General features: G+C 65.9%; 19 protein-coding genes. 5 read left to right on the top strand and 14 right to left on the bottom strand.

Features of this window, described 5'->3' with window-relative positions:
• Positions 1 to 208 (top strand): hypothetical protein (locus IV112_RS21375; protein ID WP_304007150.1); only part of this gene is annotated, 208 nt, incomplete at its 5' end.
• Here IV112_RS21375 and IV112_RS21370 read toward each other — a convergent pair.
• From IV112_RS21370 to IV112_RS21345, 6 genes are all read right to left on the bottom strand, one after another.
• Positions 202 to 1,632 (bottom strand): FAD-binding oxidoreductase, encoded by a 1,431-nt coding sequence (locus IV112_RS21370; protein ID WP_304007148.1) that lies wholly within the window; start codon positions 1,630 to 1,632, stop codon positions 202 to 204. The two genes, IV112_RS21375 and IV112_RS21370, sit on opposite strands and share 7 nt — an antisense overlap.
• Before the next feature lie 50 nt (positions 1,633 to 1,682).
• Entirely contained in the window at positions 1,683 to 3,044 is a 1,362-nt protein-coding gene (gene rimO / locus IV112_RS21365; protein ID WP_304007146.1) for a 30S ribosomal protein S12 methylthiotransferase RimO, read from the bottom strand.
• A 29-nt stretch (positions 3,045 to 3,073) separates the two neighbouring features.
• Positions 3,074 to 3,667, bottom strand: a complete 594-nt coding sequence (gene phaR / locus IV112_RS21360) for a polyhydroxyalkanoate synthesis repressor PhaR (protein ID WP_019917676.1) — start codon at positions 3,665 to 3,667, stop codon at positions 3,074 to 3,076.
• A 140-nt stretch (positions 3,668 to 3,807) separates the two neighbouring features.
• Entirely contained in the window at positions 3,808 to 4,548 is a 741-nt protein-coding gene (locus IV112_RS21355) for a beta-ketoacyl-ACP reductase (protein WP_024300358.1), read from the bottom strand.
• An 85-nt stretch (positions 4,549 to 4,633) separates the two neighbouring features.
• Positions 4,634 to 5,374 carry an acetoacetyl-CoA reductase gene (phbB, locus tag IV112_RS21350; RefSeq protein ID WP_029143758.1) on the bottom strand — a complete coding sequence of 247 codons (741 nt, stop codon included), beginning with the start codon at positions 5,372 to 5,374 and terminating at the stop codon, positions 4,634 to 4,636.
• Between the two features lie 67 nt (positions 5,375 to 5,441).
• Positions 5,442 to 7,157: a PHA/PHB synthase family protein gene (locus tag IV112_RS21345; RefSeq protein ID WP_304007142.1), complete on the bottom strand. Its 1,716-nt coding sequence runs from the start codon at positions 7,155 to 7,157 to the stop codon at positions 5,442 to 5,444.
• Between the two features lie 305 nt (positions 7,158 to 7,462).
• Between IV112_RS21345 and IV112_RS21340 the strand changes: the two genes are divergently transcribed.
• Positions 7,463 to 7,723 carry a hypothetical protein gene (locus IV112_RS21340; protein ID WP_019917672.1) on the top strand — a complete coding sequence of 87 codons (261 nt, stop codon included), beginning with the start codon at positions 7,463 to 7,465 and terminating at the stop codon, positions 7,721 to 7,723.
• Here IV112_RS21340 and IV112_RS21335 read toward each other — a convergent pair.
• The 3 genes from IV112_RS21335 to rluD are packed head-to-tail and all read right to left on the bottom strand — an operon-like array spanning position 7,652 to position 10,287.
• A complete protein-coding gene (locus IV112_RS21335) occupies positions 7,652 to 8,503 on the bottom strand; it encodes a ZIP family metal transporter (RefSeq protein WP_304007139.1) in 852 nt (283 codons plus the stop codon). The two genes, IV112_RS21340 and IV112_RS21335, sit on opposite strands and share 72 nt — an antisense overlap.
• Before the next feature lie 30 nt (positions 8,504 to 8,533).
• Entirely contained in the window at positions 8,534 to 9,310 is a 777-nt protein-coding gene (gene pgeF / locus IV112_RS21330; protein WP_304007138.1) for a peptidoglycan editing factor PgeF, read from the bottom strand.
• Complete coding sequence (gene rluD, locus IV112_RS21325) at positions 9,307 to 10,287, bottom strand: 23S rRNA pseudouridine(1911/1915/1917) synthase RluD (protein WP_304007136.1); 981 nt, start codon at positions 10,285 to 10,287, stop codon at positions 9,307 to 9,309. Before rluD ends, pgeF begins: the two co-directional genes overlap by 4 nt.
• On the opposite strand from rluD, the gene IV112_RS21320 reads away from it, so the two are divergent.
• The 3 genes from IV112_RS21320 to IV112_RS21310 are packed head-to-tail and all read left to right on the top strand — an operon-like array spanning position 10,286 to position 12,929.
• A complete protein-coding gene (locus IV112_RS21320) occupies positions 10,286 to 11,080 on the top strand; it encodes an outer membrane protein assembly factor BamD (protein WP_043363903.1) in 795 nt (264 codons plus the stop codon). The two genes, rluD and IV112_RS21320, sit on opposite strands and share 2 nt — an antisense overlap.
• Positions 11,081 to 11,112: 32 nt before the next feature.
• Positions 11,113 to 11,553 (top strand): universal stress protein, encoded by a 441-nt coding sequence (locus IV112_RS21315; protein ID WP_304007133.1) that lies wholly within the window; start codon positions 11,113 to 11,115, stop codon positions 11,551 to 11,553.
• Positions 11,550 to 12,929, top strand: a complete 1,380-nt coding sequence (locus IV112_RS21310) for a sigma-54-dependent transcriptional regulator (protein ID WP_304007132.1) — start codon at positions 11,550 to 11,552, stop codon at positions 12,927 to 12,929. The genes IV112_RS21315 and IV112_RS21310 overlap by 4 nt, the downstream gene beginning before the upstream one ends.
• Positions 12,930 to 13,076: 147 nt before the next feature.
• Here the strand turns inward: IV112_RS21310 and IV112_RS21305 are convergent, their stop codons facing one another.
• The 5 genes from IV112_RS21305 to IV112_RS21285 are packed head-to-tail and all read right to left on the bottom strand — an operon-like array spanning position 13,077 to position 18,402.
• On the bottom strand, positions 13,077 to 13,784 hold the full coding sequence (locus tag IV112_RS21305; RefSeq protein ID WP_304007152.1) for a (5-formylfuran-3-yl)methyl phosphate synthase: 708 nt from the start codon (positions 13,782 to 13,784) through the stop codon (positions 13,077 to 13,079).
• A 5-nt stretch (positions 13,785 to 13,789) separates the two neighbouring features.
• Positions 13,790 to 14,353 (bottom strand): DUF447 domain-containing protein, encoded by a 564-nt coding sequence (locus tag IV112_RS21300; protein WP_304007130.1) that lies wholly within the window; start codon positions 14,351 to 14,353, stop codon positions 13,790 to 13,792.
• The gene (locus IV112_RS21295) at positions 14,350 to 15,810 is read right to left on the bottom strand and encodes a DUF6513 domain-containing protein (RefSeq protein ID WP_304007128.1); all 1,461 of its coding nucleotides are present in this window, start codon (positions 15,808 to 15,810) and stop codon (positions 14,350 to 14,352) included. Before IV112_RS21295 ends, IV112_RS21300 begins: the two co-directional genes overlap by 4 nt.
• A gap of 38 nt (positions 15,811 to 15,848) precedes the next feature.
• The gene (locus IV112_RS21290) at positions 15,849 to 16,436 is read right to left on the bottom strand and encodes a flavoprotein (RefSeq protein WP_019917657.1); all 588 of its coding nucleotides are present in this window, start codon (positions 16,434 to 16,436) and stop codon (positions 15,849 to 15,851) included.
• The gene (locus IV112_RS21285) at positions 16,426 to 18,402 is read right to left on the bottom strand and encodes a sigma-54-dependent Fis family transcriptional regulator (protein ID WP_020165177.1); all 1,977 of its coding nucleotides are present in this window, start codon (positions 18,400 to 18,402) and stop codon (positions 16,426 to 16,428) included. Before IV112_RS21285 ends, IV112_RS21290 begins: the two co-directional genes overlap by 11 nt.
• Between the last annotated feature and the right edge of the window lie 321 nt (positions 18,403 to 18,723).

The raw sequence follows: 18,723 nt of genomic DNA, 5'->3' as shown, positions 1-18,723 counted from the left end.
TGACCTCTTGCATGCCATGCAAGCGCTCTCCCAGCTGAGCTATACCCCCGTCGAAAGAGGAGCGCATTATAAACACTGTTCCGGGTTTGTAAAGCATCTCGCGCAATTATTTTTGTCGGACGTCGATCGACATTTCGGGGTCGTGACATCCGCATATCACATCGGCATTCACCCATCACACCGAGGTGCGTTGACCTTCGCTTACTGACCGGCGTCGGGCAGCACCTTGCCCGGATTCATCAAGCCATACGGATCGAATGCGCGCTTCACCGCCCTCATCATGTCCAGCTCGACCGTGCTCTTGCACGTCGCCAGCAGATCACGCTTGAGCTGGCCGATGCCGTGCTCGGCCGAGATCGAGCCACCGAGTGCGATCACCGTTTCATGTACCTGTTCGCTCGCCACCTTCGCGTCGGCGATCAGCCGCGCGTTGTCGGAGGCATCGGTGAAGGACAGGTTGTAGTGCAGATTGCCGTCGCCGGCGTGACCGAACACCACGACGCGCACGCCGGGCAGCGTGGCCTCGAGCTTCTCTCCGGCTGCCTCGATGAAATGCGGAATGCTGCCGACCGGCACGCTGATGTCGTGCTTCACGCTGAAGCCCTCGATGCGCTGCGCCTCCGATATGTTCTCGCGCAGCGCCCACAGCGCCTTCGCCTGTGCGCCGTCCTGCGCGATCACCGCGTCACGCACCATGCCGCGCTCGAGCAGCGCTGCCAGCATGTCACCCAGCTTCGTTTCGAGCGTCGGGTCGTTGCCGGCGAGTTCAACCAGCGCGTACCAGGGCGCGGCGTCGGCAAGCGGGTCACGCGCTCCTGGAATGTGCTTCAGCACCATGCCCAGCGCCTCGCGCCCGACCAGTTCGAATGCGTTCAGCAGGTCGCCTGCCTGCGCCTGCAGCGCATGCAGCAGGTCGATGCCGCGCTGCGGGCCGTCGAGTGCCACCCAGGCGAGCGCGGTGTTCGCCGGCAGCGGCGCGAGCTTCAGCACGGCGGCGGTGATGAAGCCCAGCGTGCCCTCGGCCCCGATGAACAGGTGCTTGAGGTCGTAGCCGGTATTGTCCTTGCGCAGCGCACGCAGGCCGTTCCACAGCCGACCGTCAGGCAGCACGACTTCGAGACCGAGCACCTGTTCGCGCGCGGTGCCGTGGCGCAGCACGTGAACGCCGCCGGCATTGGTCGACAGGTTGCCGCCGATCTCGCACGAGCCTTCTGACGCCAGACTGAGCGGGAACAGCAGGCCGGCGTCACGCGCGGCGGCCTGTACCGCCGCCAGCGTGCAGCCGGCCTCGACCGTGATCGACGCATTGTCGCGATCAAGCGCGCGGACGCGATTCAGACGGGACAGGCTGACCAGCACCTCGTAACGGCCCGCGTGCGGCGTGGCGCCCCCGCACAGGCCGGTATTGCCCCCCTGCGGCACCATGGGCAGCTGCGCCTCGTGACAGACGTGCACCACCTGCGTCAGTTCGTCGACCGTTGCCGGTCGCACGACGCACAGCGCCTCGCCGCGATAGCGGCCGCGCCAGTCGGTGCAATACGGCGCGAGGTCAGCGGCAGCGGTCAGCAGCTGGCTGTCGCCGACCACGGTCCGCAGCCGCGCCAGTGCCGACACGATGCGTCCGTCCTCCATATCAGCTCCGGATCCCGTTAACGCTGTGCCGACGCACGGGTGGCTCGTCGTCACTCTTCGGTGACGACTTCGGCGTACAGGTCGTGCACATCGCAGTCGGTGATGCGCACGCGCACGAAGTCGCCGACTTCGAGGTCCTGACCGTCGAGGATGTGCACCAGGCCGTCAATGTCCGGCGCGTCGCCTTCGGAGCGCGCGACCGCGCCGTCCTCGTCGACCTCGTCGACCAGCACGATCATTTCGCGGTCGATCTTCTCTTCCAGCCGCTGCGTCGAAATGTCTTCCTGGAATTCCATCAGGCGCTGACGGCGCTCTTCGCGTACCTCTTCCGGCAGCGCGCCCGGCAGGTCGTTGGCGCTGGCGCCGTCGACCGGTGAATAGGCGAAACAGCCGACGCGGTCCAGTCGGGCTTCGCCGAGGAAGTCCAGCAGTTCCTCGAATTCCTGTTCGGTCTCGCCCGGAAAGCCGGCGATGAAGGTGCTGCGTATCGTGATGTCCGGGCAGATCGAGCGCCAGGCGCGGATGCGTTCGAGATTGTTCTCGGCATTGGCCGGCCGCTTCATCGCCTTCAGCACGCGCGGACTGGCGTGCTGGAAGGGTACGTCGAGGTAGGGCAGGATCTTGCCCTCAGCCATCAGCGGAATGATGTCGTCGACGTGCGGATACGGATACACGTAATGCATGCGCACCCACATGTCCAGCTCGCCCAGCGCGTTCGCCAGGTCGTACAGCTTGGTGCGCAGCGGCTTGCCGCCCCAGAAGCCGGTGCGGTACTTCACGTCCACGCCGTAGGCGCTGGTGTCCTGCGACACGATGAGCAGTTCGCGCACACCGGCGTCACGCAGCGCCTCCGCTTCGCGCATCACGTCACCGATCGGCCGGCTCACCAGATCGCCACGCATCGACGGAATGATGCAGAAGCTGCAGCGGTGATTGCAGCCTTCGGAAATCTTCAGATAGGCGTAGTGCGACGGCGTGAGTCGTATGCCCTGCGGCGGCACCAGGTCGGAGAAGGGATCGTGCGGCTTGGGCAGGTGGCGATGGACCGCGTCCATCACCTCTTCGGTCGCGTGCGGACCGGTCACCGCCAGCACCTGCGGATGGGCGGACAGCACCTGCTGGCGCTTGGGCCCTTCCGCCCCCATACAGCCGGTCACGATCACTTTGCCGTTCTCGGCCAGCGCCTCGCCGATCGCGTCGAGCGATTCCTCGACCGCGGCATCGATGAAGCCACAGGTGTTGACGACCACGACATCGGCATCGTCGTAGGTCGGCACGATGTCGTAGCCTTCGGAGCGCAGGCGGGTCAGGATGGACTCGGAGTCCGAAGTCGCCTTCGGACAGCCGAGAGAAACGAAGCCGACCTTGGGGGTCGGCTTCGTGGTGTTGCCAGATTCAGAAGTACGGGTCACGCCGCGTCTCCGCCGCAAAACCCGGCAGTTTACTTGTTTTGCGGGCCTTTATCGCCCCCCGGTCCGAAGCCGGGAAACTTGAAACCGGACATCATCGATCGGGTCTGCTGCTCGATCTGTTCCTGCATCTGCACGAACATGCGCTTGCTCTGCTCCATGTAGGCACCCATCATGCTCTGCATGGCCGGGCCCTGGAAGTTCAGAAACTGCGCCCACAGGTCCTTGCTCATCGCGTTGTTGTCGCCGTAGATAGCGCGCGCCTGGTCCTGGAGCTTGCTCTGCACGTCGGTGAAGGCCTTGATGTTGCCTTCGAGGTACTTGCCCATCATGCCCTGCATCGCATTGCCGTAGAAGCGGATCATCTGCGACAGCAGGTCGGACGTGAACATGGGCACGCCTTCGCTTTCTTCTTCGATGATGATCTGCAGCAGGATGCTGCGGGTGAGGTCTTCGCCAGTCTTGGCATCGACGACCTGGAACTCGGCATTCTCGAGAACCAGTTCCTTCACGTCGGACAGCGTGATGTAGGAACTCGTGCGGGTGTCGTAAAGCCGGCGGTTGGGATATTTCTTGATCAGCCTGTTGGTGGAACCGGTCCCCTCGCGGCTTTCGGAAGCGCTCATTGTGTGGTGTCCTCGCTCGTTTGAACTACCCCGGGGCGGTGTTTCCGCCCACTCTGTTTTGATCATACAGCAAGCAAAGGCCTTATGCGGCAGTGCCGCATAAGGCCTTGCGATACGTCACAAACCCAGCTTTACGGCAATTACTGGTAGTACAGGCCGCCGTTGATGTTCAGCGTCGCACCGGTCACGTAACCCGCCATGTCGGAGGCAAGGTAGGACACGGCAGCACCGATCTCCTCCGGCTTGCCCAGACGCTTCATCGGCACCGAGTCGATGATGCCCTGACGGATGTCTTCGCGAATGGCCATTACCATGTCGGTGCCGATATAGCCCGGAGCGATCGCATTGACCGTGACGCCCTTGGCGGCCATTTCGGCGGCCAGCGCCTTGGTGAAACCGACCACGCCAGCCTTGGCGGCCGAATAGTTGGTCTGGCCGGCCTGGCCCTTGACGCCATTGACCGACGAAATATTGATGATGCGGCCCCAGCCACGTTCGGCCATCTTGCCGGCGACGTGGTGCGTCACGTTGAACAGGCTGTCCAGGTTGGTGGTCAGCACCGCATCCCACTGGGCCTTGTCCATCTTGGAGAAGAACTTGTCACGGGTGATGCCCGCGTTGTTCACGACCACATCGACCGGGCCGATGTCCTGCTCGACCTTGTCGATCATCGACTTGCAGGAATCGTAGTCGGACACGTCGCCCTCGGCGGCTTTCATTTCAAAGCCTTCGGCCTGCATCTTGGCCAGCCATTCGTCCTTTTGGGGGAACGCGGGCAGACAGTTCGCCACGACGGTGTAGCCGTCCTTGGCCAGTGCCTTGCAGATTGCGGTACCCAGACCGCCCATACCCCCGGTAACCAGGGCAACTCGTTTCGTCATGACTTCTCTCCCAGCCAGCTGCGTGAAAAACCCTCCACCCCCGCCGGACGAGGTGGAAGGCGTGCGCGGACCTCCGCGCGGGCGGTCAGGACATGTGCTGACCGCCGTTGATTGCAATGTTGGCGCCGGTGACGAAAGCCGCTTCGTCCGACGCCAGATAGGCCACCAGGCCTGCAATCTCTTCCGGCTTGCCCAGACGCGACACCGGGATCTGCGGCAGGATCTTCGAATCGAGGATGTCCTGCGGGATCGCGGTCACCATCTTGGTACCGATATAGCCCGGCGAAATCGTGTTCACGGTGACACCGGCGCGCGCCACTTCCAGCGCCAGCGCCTTGGTGAAGCCGTGCATGCCGGCCTTGGCGGCCGAGTAGTTGGTCTGGCCGAATGCACCCTTCGAACCATTCACCGAAGACACATTGATGACGCGGCCCCACTTGCGCTCGGTCATGCCGTCGATGACCTGCTTGGTCATGTTGAAGCAGGAGTCGAGGTTGGTGCTCATCACCACGTCCCAGTCCGCCTTCGTCATCTTCTTGAAGGTCATGTCACGAGTGATGCCGGCGTTATTCACCAGCACATCAACCGGACCGACTTCCTTCACCACCGTTTCGACACACGCCTTGCAGGAGTCGAAATCCGACACGTCGCACGGGTAGGCCTTGAAGCCATAGCCCATGTTGTTCATGGTCTGCAGCCATTCGGCTGCCTTCGTATTGCCAGGACTGTGTGTGGTCACCACGCGGAAACCCAGTGCCGCGAGCTTGATGCAGATCGCTTCACCCAGTCCTCCCATACCGCCTGTTACCAGTGCGACTCGCGTCATTTCCTTGTCTCCTTTTATTAGTCGAGGGTATGTCTTCCGCAGCCCCCCTCATGAGGCTGCCATGCGTTCAATTCGTTGCGCTGCCTTTCACATAGCGCCCGGGTGCGGGCTCGATCACCTTGTATTGCGCGTTGCCCGCTCGTGACGGGGGCGCGACCTTCTTGCCTGACTTCGCAGTCAGCCACTTGATGTAATGCTTCCACCAGCTGCCCGGCTGTTCGCCGGCATTGGCCCGCCACTCCTCGGCGGTCGATTCGTTGCCGCCAACCCAGTGCGAGCGCTTGTCCTTCGAGGCCGGATTGATCACGCCGGCCACGTGGCCGCTGGCACCCAGCACGAAGGTGGTGTCGCCGCCGAGCAGCTTGCGCACCAGATAGGCACCGGTCCACGGCACGATGTGGTCTTCCGACGTGGCCAGCAGGTAGGCCGGCATGTCCACCTTGCCCAGATCCGCCTTGACGCCCAGCATTTCGAGTTTACCCGGCACGCGCAGACTGTTTTCAAGGTAGAGGTTGCGCAGGTACCAGGCGAGGAAGGGGCCGGGCAGGTTCGTGCTGTCGCAGTTCCAGTGCAGGATGTCGAAGGCCGGCGGCGTTTCGCCTTTCAGGTAATTGCCGACCACGTAGTTCCAGATCAGGTCGTTCGGCCGCAGGCTGCTGAAGGTCTGCGCCAGTTCGCGACCCGGCAGCAGGCCGCCGCGGCCTATCGTGTGTTCGCGCGCCGCCACCATGCCTTCATCGACCAGGCAGCCGATCTCGCCGGCATCCGAGAAATCGAGCAGCGTGGTCAGCAAGGTCATGCTGGCAGCAGGCTTTTCGCCACGACCGCATGCGACCGCCAGCGCCGACGCCAGTATCGTGCCGCCGACGCAGAAACCCATGGTGTTCGGCTGCGCGTCGCCGCTGATGTCGCGCACCACTTCAAGCGCGGTCAGCGGCCCGAGGCGCAGGTAGTCGTCCCAGGTCAGCTGGGCCAGCGTCTGATCGGGATTGCGCCAGGAAATCAGGAACACGGTGATGCCCTGCTCCACCAGGAAACGCACCAGCGAGTTCTCCGGCTGCAGGTCCATCAGGTAATACTTGTTGATGCAGGGCGGCACGATCAGCAGCGGCTTGGCGTGCACCTTTTCAGTCTTCGGCGCGTACTGGATGAGCTGTATCAGCGCGTTCTCGAACACCACCGAACCTTCGGTCACGGCAAGGTTCCTGCCCACTTCGAAGGCACCGGGCGCCGACATCGAAATGTGGCCCTGCTGCAGATCGCGCAGCAGGTTCTCCAGACCGCGGCGGATGCTTTCACCCTCGGTGCGCAGCGCGGTTTCGACGAATTCCGGATTGGTCGCGGCGAAATTGGCCGGTGACATCGCCTCGATCATCTGTTTCGACAGATAGCGCATGCGATCCTTCGCACGCCCGTCGGCCACCGGCGTCGCTTCGACGCAGGCGCGCATGAACTGCGCGTTCAGCAGGTAGGCCTGGCGCAGATAGTCGAAATAGGGGCTCTTGGTCCACTCGGGCGCGCGGAAACGGCGGTCGGTGGGTTCGGGCTGCACCACGGCCGGCACCGGTCCGTCGTCCGGCTTGCGCTGGGCGAAGGCCTGCCAGAGCCGATGCTGGCTTTCCAGCCACTGCTGATGAAGTTCGGAGAAACGGGCGGCCTCGGGCGCCGCGAAAGCACTGCCGTTGAGCGGTGTGTGTGCGGCCAGCGTACTCTGCTGGCGTGTCATGAATTCGCTGAAGTTCTTGCCCATCGCGGCCATGATGGCCGTCCAGTCGGGCTGCACGGCCTCGTTGCGAGGCGGGACGGACTTTCCGGGTGCTGCCGAGTCACTGCTCATCAAACCAAACCCCAGTCGTTCTTATTCAGATGCAACGCGATGGCGTCGTCGGGAATCTGCGTCTATCGTGCCGGTCGCAATCGCGCCAGGCGAGCATAACAGCGCATGCCGGCTGACGTGCGCGCTATGGGTGCGACCACCCGGCACACGCAACACGACCGGATTGTTGCATCGCACAAAATAGCTGTCAATCCCGCCCGTCCGCACCAGGCACGGGCCAACGAAACGCGCTGCAGGAAAGGATTCCCCGCATGTACATCATTGCGATTGCGTGGCTGTACGTGGTGCTGATGATGGCCGTGACAGAGCACAGCATCGTCGCCGCCGTGCTCACCGTGCTTTTTTACGGCGTCGCGCCGCTGGCGCTGTTCCTGTGGATTTTCGGCACGCCGGCGAGGCGGCGCGCGGCCGCGCGGCGGCCGCAACCGGAGGAGGACGGATCAGTGATGGGCGAAACCGTCGACGAAGTGGTGGATCAGCACGATGCTGCCGACGCCCAGCGAAATCAGTAGCACCTGCTGGATGGTGGCGCCGATCTCGGCGCGCTTGTGAAGACCGGGAATCAGATCGGCCACCGCGACATAGATCATGCTGGCCGCCGCAATGCACAAAAGATAGGGCACGGCACCGCTCACGAGCGAAAGTGCGAAGTAGGCGCCGACCGCGCCGACCAGGGTCGCCATGCTGGACAACAGGTTGAAAGCCAGTGCGCGCATGCGGCTCATGCCCGAATGCAGCAGCACCAGGTAATCGCCCACCTCCTGTGGAATTTCGTGCGCGACGATGGCGGTGGCGGTAACGATGCCCAGCGGAATGCTCTGCGAGAAGGCAGCGGCAATCAGCACACCATCGACGAAGTTATGGAAGGCGTCGCCGATCAGGATGAGCGAGGCTGCGCGCGCGCCGTCGCCGCCATGACCGTGATCGTGGTGTGTCAGCGCGGCGTGGTCGTGGTGAGCGTGGTCGTGCTCTGCGTGCTGCGCCAGTTCCGCCGGATCATGCGCCTCGCAACTGACCTCGTGGCAGTGCCGCCACAGCACCAGTTTCTCCAGCAGGAAGAAACCGAGGATGCCCGCCAGAAGCAGACTGGTGGCCAGTTCTACGCTGCCGATTTCCTCGATCGCCTGCGGCAGCACGCCGAGCAGGGCGGCGCCAAGCAGCGCGCCGACCGAGTAACTGATGAGCATCGGAATGCGCTGAAGATTGACGGCCATGCCGAACAGCGCGGCGGCACAGACGCTGATCGCACCGCCGACGAAAGAGGCAAGTACGATCCAGGCAAGGACAGACATGGGGGATTCGAAACTGAAAACGGTCTCTTATTATCCTTGATACGACGGTTCCGCGGCGAACGGGGTCGCACGATCTGCGATCCAGATCAGGCTGGCCATGCGTCCGCAACGGCCGTCGCGCCGGTAGGAATGGAAAAGTCCGCCCTGGCTCACGGTGCACAGCCCGCCGCCGTACACGGCCTGCACGCCCGCCGCTTCCAGCTCCAGCCGCGCCAGCGCGTAGATGTCGGCATACAGTCGATCGCCCGAACCGGGGCGAAATGCGCGCGCCGCGCCGCGCAGCCGTTCGACGAATGCGGCGCGCACTTCCGGCCCGACCTCGAAGGCGTCGGGGCCAATGGCCGGGCCGAGCCAGGCCATCAGCTCGGCCGGCGAACCCATGCGCTCGACCGTACGCGCCAGCACCCCGGCGGCCAGCCCGCGCCAGCCCGCGTGCGCCGCTGCCACCACGCTGCCCTGGCGGTTGCAGAACAGTACCGGCAGACAATCCGCAGTCATCACTGCGCACACCCTGTCCGGCCGGTGCGCGACCGAGGCGTCGCCGGTACCACAGCGCTGACGGTCCGCGTCGAGCACATCCACGCCGTGCACCTGATCCAGCCACAGCGGCTCGGCCGGCAGGTGGGCGCGCAGCAGCGCCCGGTTGTCGGCCACTGCCTGCGGATCGTCGCCAACGTGGGTCGCCGGATTGAACGGTCCGAATGGCGGCGCGCTGACACCGCCCAGCTTCGTCGTGACACAGGCGCGCACCGACGGCGGTGCGGGCCAGTCGGGCAGGATCAGTGGCAGCGCGGCAGGCCTGCTCACGTGGCTATCCTCAGCCCGGCGATCAGGCCTTCCATATCGGCCGGCAGCGGCACTTCCCACTCGACTTCGTCGCCGCTCTTCGGATGGATGAGTCCGAGCCGCCAGGCATGCAGCGCCTGGCGCGAGAAGCGTTCGGCCACGTTGCGCGGCGCATAGACCTCGTCGCCGAGCAGCGAGTGACCGATGTGCGCCATATGTACACGTATCTGGTGCGTGCGCCCGGTTTCCAGCCGGCACTCGACCAGCGTCGCGCCCTGCAGATGTTCGCGCACGAAATAATGGGTACGCGCTGGTTTGCCGCCCGCCTGCACCACGGCCATGCGGGTGCGCTGTACCGGATGCCGGCCGATGGCGGCATCGACCGTACCGTCCGTCCTCAGGTCGCCGGCCACCACGGCGAAATAGCGGCGCGACACGGTGCGCGCCTGCAGCTGGCGCACCAGATCGGTCTGCGCTTCCAGCGTGCGAGCCACCACCAGCAGGCCGGTGGTGTCGCGGTCCAGCCGGTGCACGATGCCGGCGCGCGGCACCTGCGCCAGTCCGGGCACGCGATGCAGCAGCGCATTGAGCAGCGTGCCGTCCGGCACGCCATTGCCCGGGTGCACCACCATGCCGGCCGGCTTGTTGATCACCAGCAGCGTGTCGTCCTCGAACACCACGTCGAGCGGGATATTCTGCGGCGCGTGCACGGTATCCGCTGGCAGGCTGCCGGGGTTCAGTTCGAGGCGTTCGCCGGTGAAGGTGCGACGGCGCGCGTCGTCGCAGGCCTTTCCGTCGACCCGCACCCTGCCCTCGCGCAGCCAGCCCTGCAGGCGGCTGCGCGAATACTGCGGCCAGACCCGGGCGAGCACCGCGTCGAGCCGGTCGCCGACCACGCCGGCGGGCACCGTCGCGCATATCGGGACTTGAGGCCGGTTCGCGGGCTGCTCGGCGATATAATCGTCGTCTTGCGTATCTTCCAGGGTCAAAGCGGTCATGTGGCGTAGTGTAGCGATACTGTGGGTGGCTCTGGCCGCCGGGTGCGGGCTCCTTCCCGATAAGATCGACGAAACCGCCAACTGGTCCGCCCAGCGCCTCTACACCGAGGCGAAGGAGTTGATGGGCGAAGGCTCGTACGAACAGGCGATCAAACTGTACGAGAAGCTGGAAGCCAAGTTCCCGTACGGCCGCTATGCGCAGCAGGCGCAGATCGAAGTTGCCTATGCCTATTACCGCCAGGGCGAGCGCGTACAGGCCGTCGCCGCCTGCGACCGCTTCATCCGGCTGCATCCGAACCACCCGAACGTCGACTACGTGTACTACCTGCGCGGCCTCGTTCACTTCAACGAAGACCTCGGCGTGATGAGCGTGCTGTCGCGCCAGGACATGACCGAACGCGACCCCAAGGGCCTGCGCGATTCCTTCGATGCCCTGAAGGAACTGGTGACGCGCTATCCGGAAAGCAAGTACACGCCGGACGCAACCATCCGCATGAACTACCTGGTCAATTCGCTGGCGGCGCACGAAGTGCACGTGGCGCGCTACTACATCAAGCGCGGCGCCTACCTTGCTGCGGCCAACCGCGCGCAGTTCGCGGTCAGCAACTATCAGCAGTCGCCGGCGGTCGAAGAAGCACTGTATATCCTGATGGTGGCCTACGATTCGCTGGGGCTGACCGACCTGCGCGACGACGCCCAGCGCGTCATGCTGAAGAACTATCCGCAGAGCGACTTCCTCGCGCGCGGCTTCAAGCGGCCGGGTGAGGACGACCCCTGGTGGAAGCTCTGGTAGGCATCGACTTTCGACACAGCAGGAGAACGTTCATGTACAGCAAGGTATTGCTCGCCTACGACGGTTCCGAATCGGGTCGCCGCGCACTGCTCGAATGCGCCGACATCAACGACCTGCTGCACGCCGAAATACACCTGCTGGCCGTCGCGCCGATCGCCGCGACGCTGTTCGTCGCTGAAGGCTTCGTCGCCGACGTGCCGCAGGAGGAAGAAAACGAGCGTTTCGCCGACGTGCTGAAGGAAGGCCTGGACCAGCTGAAGGCGCGCGGCGTCACTGCCGAAGGTCATCTTGTCACCGGCGACGCCGTGCGTGAAATCAGCCGCCTCGCGCACGAACTACGCATCGACCTGATCGTGATCGGCCACACCCACCATGCCTCGCGTCTGGAGCGCTGGTGGAAGGGCTCGGTCGGCGCCTCGCTGGTCGAGGAAGCGCCGTGCAACATCCTCATCGTGGTACAGCCATCGGCATGAACGCAGCACGCGCGCCCTCGGCCGCCGCCCGCGACGGCGAGCGCGACTGGCAGCAGTACTCTGTGCTGGTCGTCGACGACGAAGAGGGCATGCGCAGCTTCATCAGCCGCGCGCTCGGCTCGCGCTGCGGCCTGGTCGAGACGGCAGGCAGCGTCGAGCACGCGCAGCAGCTGTTCGCGCGGCTGCACTTCGACCTCATCATCCTCGACATTTCACTGCCCGGTCGCAGTGGCCTCGAATGGCTCAACGAACTGCGTGAGCAGGGCCAGCAGTGCGATGTCATCCTGATCACCGCCTTCGCCGACATCGAAACCGCGATCAACGCGCTGCGCGCCGGCGCCTCTGACTTCATTCTCAAGCCCTTCCGCATCGACCAGATGATGAATGCGGTCGACCGCTGTTTCGACCGCGCCGGCCTGCTGCGCGAGAACTACGTGCTGAGACGTGAGATCGCGCGCCAGACCGAGGGCGTCGAGGGCATGGTGGGCGAATCGCAGCCGGTACGCGAGCTGGCCAGCGTGCTGCGCCGCGCCGCCGCGATGCCCAGCACGGTATTGCTGACCGGCGAATCCGGCGTCGGCAAGGAAGTGGCCGCGCGCGCGCTGCACCAGATGAGTCCGCGCGCGGCCGCCCCCTTCGTCCCGGTCAATTGCGGTGCGATCAGCGCCGAGCTGATCGAATCCGAGCTGTTCGGCCACGTGAAGGGTGCCTTCACCGGCGCCCAGGACAACAACCCAGGCCTGCTGTTCTACGCCCAGGGCGGCACCCTCTTCCTCGACGAAATTTCCGAACTGCCGGCGGCGATGCAGACCAAGCTGCTGCGCGTGCTCGAGGACCGCATGATCCGCCCGGTCGGTTCCACGCGCGAAGTGCCGGTGGATATCCGCGTCGTCGCCGCGACCAACCGTGACCTTGCGACCGAAGTGCGCGCCGGCCGCTTCCGCCAGGATCTGTTCTACCGGCTCGACGTCGTGCGCATCACCATCCCGCCGCTGCGCGAGCGGCGCGAGGACGTGAAACTGCTGGTCGCCCACTTCATGGCCCAGCTGTCGTCACGACTGGGGGTGGCGCCCATCCCGCTCGACCGCGACACCATCACCCGCATGGCGACCCACGACTGGCCGGGCAATATCCGCGAACTGCGCAACCTGGTCGAACGCGCCCTCATCCTCGGCTACTTCCCCACCGACGCCTTCGGCACCCTCACCCCGCCGCGCTCAGCAGAACCGGCTGCCGCGCTGGAGGACGTCGAGCGCAAGCACATCCTCGACGTGCTCGCCGCCTGCGGCGGCAACAAATCCGAAGCCGCCCGCCAGCTCGGCGTATCCCGCAAAACCATAGAACGCAAATGCGCGCAGTGGGGTGTCGCCGGATAAAAGCGACGCACTGCGTCGCTCCGGCGACACGGGTCGCCTGTGCAAAGCCGACCTCCCACACTAGAGGTTTAGCGACGCAGTGAGTGAGTCCGACATCCGGGCCTCATCCAGCACAGCGCAAACCGGTCGCGAACGCCGGTCAGGCGATCAGGCTGCCAGGCACTGCGCGTCGGCCAACGCCTGACGCACGGCAACGACCGCACGGGCATCCAGCGCCTGCGCCCTCGCCTGCTCCGCGCACAGCGCGCCGCGGAAACCGAGATAGTCAGGAGTGAGCCGCGCCAGCTCCGCAACGTGGCCAACCCGCAGCGAACCCGCCAGCCCGCACAACAGTCCCCGCGCTCGGGTACGCTCGACGAAGGCGGCGAGCCAGTCGCTGCCGACGACGTCGGGCAGACTGTGGCCGGTCTTCAGTGCGGTATCGACCATGACGCCGTCGAAGCCGGCATCGGCCACCGCATCGACCAGTTCGAGCGGCGGCGCGAGGTCGGCGAACATGACCGCGATGCGCCGCGCACCGGACAGCGGCGCCAGACCACCGAGGCAGGCGCGCACGGCCGCGTAGTCGCGGCCGCCCTGCTGCCAGGTCGCCGGAAACAGACCCGCCTTGACGTAATCGACGCCAGTAGCGGCAATGTCGGCCATGGCGGCCTGCACGGCGTGTGCGTCCGGTTCGATATTGCCGGCGGTGGCGCTGGTGAGCGCACGACCGCCGACGAAGGCGACGACGTCGCGGATCACCGCTGGCGGCAGCGCGCCGAGCGCGCCGTCGGCCGGCTGCTTCAGGTCTATCAGATCGACCCCGGCGTCGAACACAATGCGCGCCTCGTCGAGGTCACGCACGCTGGCCAGCATGCGGATCACGCCTGGACTCCGGCGCGGTGCGCGTCGATACGTTCGATCAGCCAGCCCCAGGCCTCGAGCTCGGCCGGGCCCGCGGTCTTGTCGATGGCGATCTTCAGGTAGGCCAGTTCGGCGTCGATTTTCTCGATCGGCAGCATGTGCAGCCGGCTCACCAGGATGGCCGCCTCGATCACTGCCGAACGCGCGCGGTTGAAACCGGGGAAGGTGCCGTGACTCTCTTCGTGCACGGTGCGACAGAACAGGCGCGGGCGCACCTCGTCCTCCTCGACCTCGACCAGTTCGAGTTCGCGGTGAGCCAGCGTATTCACGAGGCGGGCACAGCCTATCTTCTCGGCCGCCTGCACCGGCCAGTCGCGGCGGCCCGTCAGCGCGCCGGCGAACACGCGTACGTCATCGGTGAAGTTCACCACCGCAATGCGCGTGGCCAGCACATTGTCCAGCGTGCCCGACGGACGGAAGGGCGCGAGCACGGTCAGCCCGCGTTCCTCGCGCACGCCCAGCGGCGTGATGTGGGTGCGACCCTGCACGTCCACGGTGGTCAGTATGGTTTCCCAGATCATGCTTGGTCCTGTGTGTCGTCGGCCGGCGGCGGCGCGTCCGTCTGCCTGCGCTTCGTCTTGCGCTGCAGCGTGGTGCCGGGCGCGCAGTGCGCCATCAGATCCTGTTCCTTCTTCTCGACCGCAGCGCCCCACTGCAGTTCTTCGTCCTGCGCGTAGCGGCGGCCGAGCTGCCAGGCGATCTGCGCGCGCGCCAGTTCTACGCCGAGGTAGAAGGCGTGTGCGCCGTCCTCGGCGACGTTCAGCCCGGGGTAGAGCGCGAACGGATCGGTATGCACCTGCAGGCCGTCGCGGTTGTAGATGTGTATGCCCTGCTCGCTCACCTGGATGCGGAAGTTCGGATCGCGCACGGTGGCGGCGATCTCTGCGATCTCCTGCGGTGTGTCGGGAAAGGGACGGCGCTGATGCGTGGTCATCAGGTCGTCGGAATAGTCGCGCGGCAGCGCGTTGTCCTCGCGCGCGGCGAACATGACGCGCCGTGCGATGTCGGCTTCCTTCACAGCCCGGCGCGCGTGCGGGCTCACTTCGGTCGCCAGCACGGCACCGATGCGCAGCTCGGAAATGATGCCGAACAGCAGCGCGTTGATGCCGCTGGTATCGGCGTCGGTCAGTTCGGTCAGGTTGCCCACGCCCATCATGACCGGAATGTCCGGGTGGCTGCGCCGCAGTTCGTGGTAACGCACGATGGACGCGGTGAAACCGAAGTGGATGGGTTCGACGATGGGGTCGGCGTAGAAGGGCAGGCCGCGCGCCGTCATGATGTCCACCGCTTCGCGCAGCGAATCGAGATCGCCCGGCGTATCCGGAATCAGTACCGGAATCGCGTCGACCTCGTCGGCCACCCACAGCGTGCTCTTCTTCAGGCTCAGCAGGTAGTCGGCACCCGCGTAGGCGCCGCGCAGCAGGTCGTCGGTGTTGAGCGAGTCGATGCTGACCTGGAAGCCCTCGGCCTTCAGCGCACGGATGCAGTCCTCCATGTGCGGGAAGGGGGTGTCCGGCAGGCAACCGATATCGATCACGTCGGCGCCGTCGCGGCGGTAGCGGCGCGCGGTGGCGAGCACGGTGTCGATGTCGACCTGCGGCGCATCGACGATTTCGGCAAAGATGAGCACGTCGTGCTGCGTCAGCTCGCGCTTCTTCGCCTTGCGGCCGAAGTGCTGCGGCAGATCCTTGACTTCGTCCGGCCCGCGCTGCACCGGAAGGCCGAAGTGCTGCGACAGCACGTCGAGATCACCGCGGCAGCGGCCGGGCACGATGATGCGGTCGGCATCGACCGGCGCCGGCACGCGGCGGCGGATCAGGTCGGCCGTCATCAGCCCGGCCACATTGATGCCGACGTCGAGCACGCGCGCCTCGAAGGGCAGCGGCTGCATGTCATCGAGGATGCGCTGCAGGCTCTTCAGCGCCAGATGCCCGGTCAGGAAGAGGATGCGTTCGGCGCGGACGTCTTGTTCAGCCATGCCGGAGTTCGTCGCTCATCGGATCGTCGATCGCGCGATCAACGACCGACGGCCGCAAGTCTCTGCCTGAGCGCGCTCTGCAGTTCCTCGACGCTCTTCACCACGGTGACGCCTTCGAAACCGGCCAGGCGCCCGGTGTGTTCGAGGTCGATCGAGCGCGGGTACAGCGTCACCCATTCGCTCGGCGATTCGGTGATCACCACCGGTTCGTTGTCGCAGGCAAACACGATGATGGGAATGCGCAGCTTGCCGGCCTGGGCGAAGATGTTGGTGACCAGCGTGTCGGAAATGCCGAGCGCGCACTTGGCCACGGTGTTCGAGGTGGCCGGCGCGATCACCACGGTGTGGTACTGCCCCTGGTAGAACAGCCCGACCGGCGCCGCGCTCGCCGTGCTGTCACGGAAGATGCGGTAGCGCTTTTTCATGTCAGCCAGCGGGTAGCCATACATGTTCAGCACTTCCTCGCCGGCGCGCGACATGAAGAGGTCGATGCGGTCGAGCGTGTCGGCGAACTCCAGCGACTCCTTCAGGAAGTGGCCGGAACCGGTCAGCCCCCAGGCGATGCGTGCATCCGGCAGGACCTCGGCTTCGTCCGGGATGTCGTTCAGGCGCGGATCAGTAGCCATCGCCGGCCTGCGTGTCGGTGTCGATGTCCAGACGTTTCATCTTGCGGTAGACGGTGTTGCGGCTGACGCCGAGTTCGCGCGCCAGTCCGGCAATGTTCCAGCGGTGGCGGCGCAGCTCCGACAGCAGCGCGTCGCGCTCGGCCGACTGCAGCGGATTGAGGTTGCTCGGCGTCGAATGCACGGGCTCGCCTGCCGTGTCGGTCGGGTGGGCGGCCGGTGCGACGGCGGGCATCGGTTCCGGCGCGTCCATCAGTTCCGGCGGCATGTCACGCAGCGTGATTTCCGGGCCGTCGCACAGCGCGACCAGCGTGCGCAGCACGTAGCGCATCTGGCGGATGTTGCCCGGCCAGCGGAAGCGGTCCAGCACCTGCATGGCCGCCTGACCCAGCCGTATCGGCGGATGCCGGCCGGCGCTCTCCTCGGTCAGGCAGCGCTCGATCAGCGCACGGCGGTCGGTGCGGTCGCGCAGCGCCGGCAGCGTCACTTCCATGCCGCGCAGCCGGTAGTAGAGGTCCTCGCGGAAGCTGCCCTCGCGCACCATGGCGCGCAGGTCGCGGTGCGTCGCGCAGACCAGCTGCAGATCGACCGGCACCGCGTTCTCGCCGCCCAGCGGCGTCACCTTGCGCTCTTCGAGCACCCGCAGCAGGCGCGCCTGCAGTTGCAGCGGCATGTCGCCGATCTCGTCGAGGAAGAGCGTGCCGCCGTCGGCCTGCAGCACCTTGCCGCGACGGCCGTCGCGGTTGGCGCCGGTGAAGGCGCCCTGCTTGTAGCCGAACAGTTCGGATTCGATCAGCGCTTCCGGCAGCGACGCGCAGTTGATGGCGACGAAGGGGCCGCGCGCACGCTGGCTCGACGCGTGGAAGGCACGCGCGAACACTTCCTTGCCGGTACCGGTTTCGCCGGAGATCAGCAGCGGAATGTCGCGATCGAGAATCCGCATCGCGCTGTGCACATTGCCGGCCATGCGCAGGTCGCCGAGGTCGAGTTCGGCCAGCGCCTGCGCCGCCGACGCCGAGTCGGTGCCGCGCGTACCGGCCTGGGCGCGGTTGCGTGCGGGCTGCTGCGCCAGCAGATGCCAGGTCTGGTGCTGCGGCATCGACAGCGTCAGCGGATGGAAGCCGGAGCGGAAGGTGCGCGACAGCAGTTCCGGCAGCGACTGGCCGAAGAACTCGGTCACTTCGCGCCCGAGCAGCGCCTCGCCCTCCGGCGACAGCAGCTCGAAGGCGGTGTGGTTGGCTTCGATCACCTCGCCTTCCGGCGTCAGCGCCAGCATGCCGTCGACCGCGGTCAGCACGCGACCGGCGTGGGCATGGAAGCGGATGATGTAGTCGGTGGCGTGGCGCGCGCGGAAAGCGCGGTGCTCGATCACGCGGGCCGAGCGCTCGACCAGCGCGCGCAGCGCCCGGGCACCGCCCGGCGCCAGCGAGCAGACCGCCAGCACGGCGGCGACTTCGCCGACGCCATCGTAGATCGGCGCGGCGGCGCACACCATGTCGGTGTGACGGGCGAAGAAATGTTCCTCGCGCGAAATGACCAGCGAGTGGCGCTCGGCCAGCACGGTGCCGATACCGTTGGTGCCCTGGATGTCCTCGCTCCAGCGTGCGCCCTCGACCAGCCCGCGCAGCGAAGCTTCGCGCGCGAAACCGGGATGGCGCACGATGCTGACGATGACGCCTTCGGCATCGGCCAGCACCAGCGCGGAATTGGGATCGTCGAGCTGGCGGTGCAGCGTCTGCATCTCCGGCACGGCGCTGTCCATCACCTCGCCCAGCTTGTCGCCGCGCTCGCGCCAGGCCTGCGGCGCCAGCGGCGGCGGCGCGTCTTCGGCGGCGGGATCGAGACCCAGTTCATGGAAGCAGCGCAGCCAGGAACGGGCCACCAGTTCATGGCCGGACGGGCGCTGCGGGCGGCTGATGATGGCGTGCACCGAACGGACGTGTTCAGCCACCTGATTGGATGACACCATGTATTCGAACCTTGGGAACCGGTAGCGGCGGACGCGGGAAAAAGCGCTCAATGGTACCACCCGCGCCGGAACACCCGCCAGCCGAGGCCGGGCGGCGGGCGCGTGCGACCTGTGCCCGTTCTGGCGCGCCGGTGTCGCGAAAGACGGGCACTGTGCTCCGCAAGCCGGCAAGTGCAGCAGCGAGCGGTATCGGCGCATGTGCAGGCTGTGATGCCTCAGCAGCGAGTTAGCGAGTTGGCTTACGACAGTGACCTGAGCCGAAGCCGTGTCGCGGCCAAGGCCGCTTGTATGTTCTGCCCTGGCAAGCGTAGGAATAGCTTG

Origin of the sequence: Methyloversatilis discipulorum (assembly GCF_018780585.1) — a bacterium.
GTDB lineage: Bacteria > Pseudomonadota > Gammaproteobacteria > Burkholderiales > Rhodocyclaceae > Methyloversatilis > Methyloversatilis discipulorum_B.
This window is presented reverse-complemented; position numbering and strand designations above follow the sequence as displayed.

Bases quoted from the DNA above. Each gene is read 5' to 3' on its own strand.
- IV112_RS21370 (WP_304007148.1), bottom strand. From the start codon at position 1,632: ATGGAGGACGGACGCATCGTGTCGGCACTGGCGCGGCTGCGGACCGTG.
- phaR (WP_019917676.1), bottom strand. From the start codon at position 3,667: ATGAGCGCTTCCGAAAGCCGCGAGGGGACCGGTTCCACCAACAGGCTG.
- IV112_RS21355 (WP_024300358.1), bottom strand. From the start codon at position 4,548: ATGACGAAACGAGTTGCCCTGGTTACCGGGGGTATGGGCGGTCTGGGT.
- phbB (WP_029143758.1), bottom strand. From the start codon at position 5,374: ATGACGCGAGTCGCACTGGTAACAGGCGGTATGGGAGGACTGGGTGAA.
- IV112_RS21340 (WP_019917672.1), top strand. From the start codon at position 7,463: ATGTACATCATTGCGATTGCGTGGCTGTACGTGGTGCTGATGATGGCC.
- IV112_RS21335 (WP_304007139.1), bottom strand. From the start codon at position 8,503: ATGTCTGTCCTTGCCTGGATCGTACTTGCCTCTTTCGTCGGCGGTGCG.
- IV112_RS21320 (WP_043363903.1), top strand. From the start codon at position 10,286: ATGTGGCGTAGTGTAGCGATACTGTGGGTGGCTCTGGCCGCCGGGTGC.
- rluD (WP_304007136.1), bottom strand. From the start codon at position 10,287: ATGACCGCTTTGACCCTGGAAGATACGCAAGACGACGATTATATCGCC.
- IV112_RS21315 (WP_304007133.1), top strand. From the start codon at position 11,113: ATGTACAGCAAGGTATTGCTCGCCTACGACGGTTCCGAATCGGGTCGC.
- IV112_RS21310 (WP_304007132.1), top strand. From the start codon at position 11,550: ATGAACGCAGCACGCGCGCCCTCGGCCGCCGCCCGCGACGGCGAGCGC.
- IV112_RS21305 (WP_304007152.1), bottom strand. From the start codon at position 13,784: ATGCTGGCCAGCGTGCGTGACCTCGACGAGGCGCGCATTGTGTTCGAC.
- IV112_RS21300 (WP_304007130.1), bottom strand. From the start codon at position 14,353: ATGATCTGGGAAACCATACTGACCACCGTGGACGTGCAGGGTCGCACC.
- IV112_RS21295 (WP_304007128.1), bottom strand. From the start codon at position 15,810: ATGGCTGAACAAGACGTCCGCGCCGAACGCATCCTCTTCCTGACCGGG.
- IV112_RS21290 (WP_019917657.1), bottom strand. From the start codon at position 16,436: ATGGCTACTGATCCGCGCCTGAACGACATCCCGGACGAAGCCGAGGTC.
- IV112_RS21285 (WP_020165177.1), bottom strand. From the start codon at position 18,402: ATGGTGTCATCCAATCAGGTGGCTGAACACGTCCGTTCGGTGCACGCC.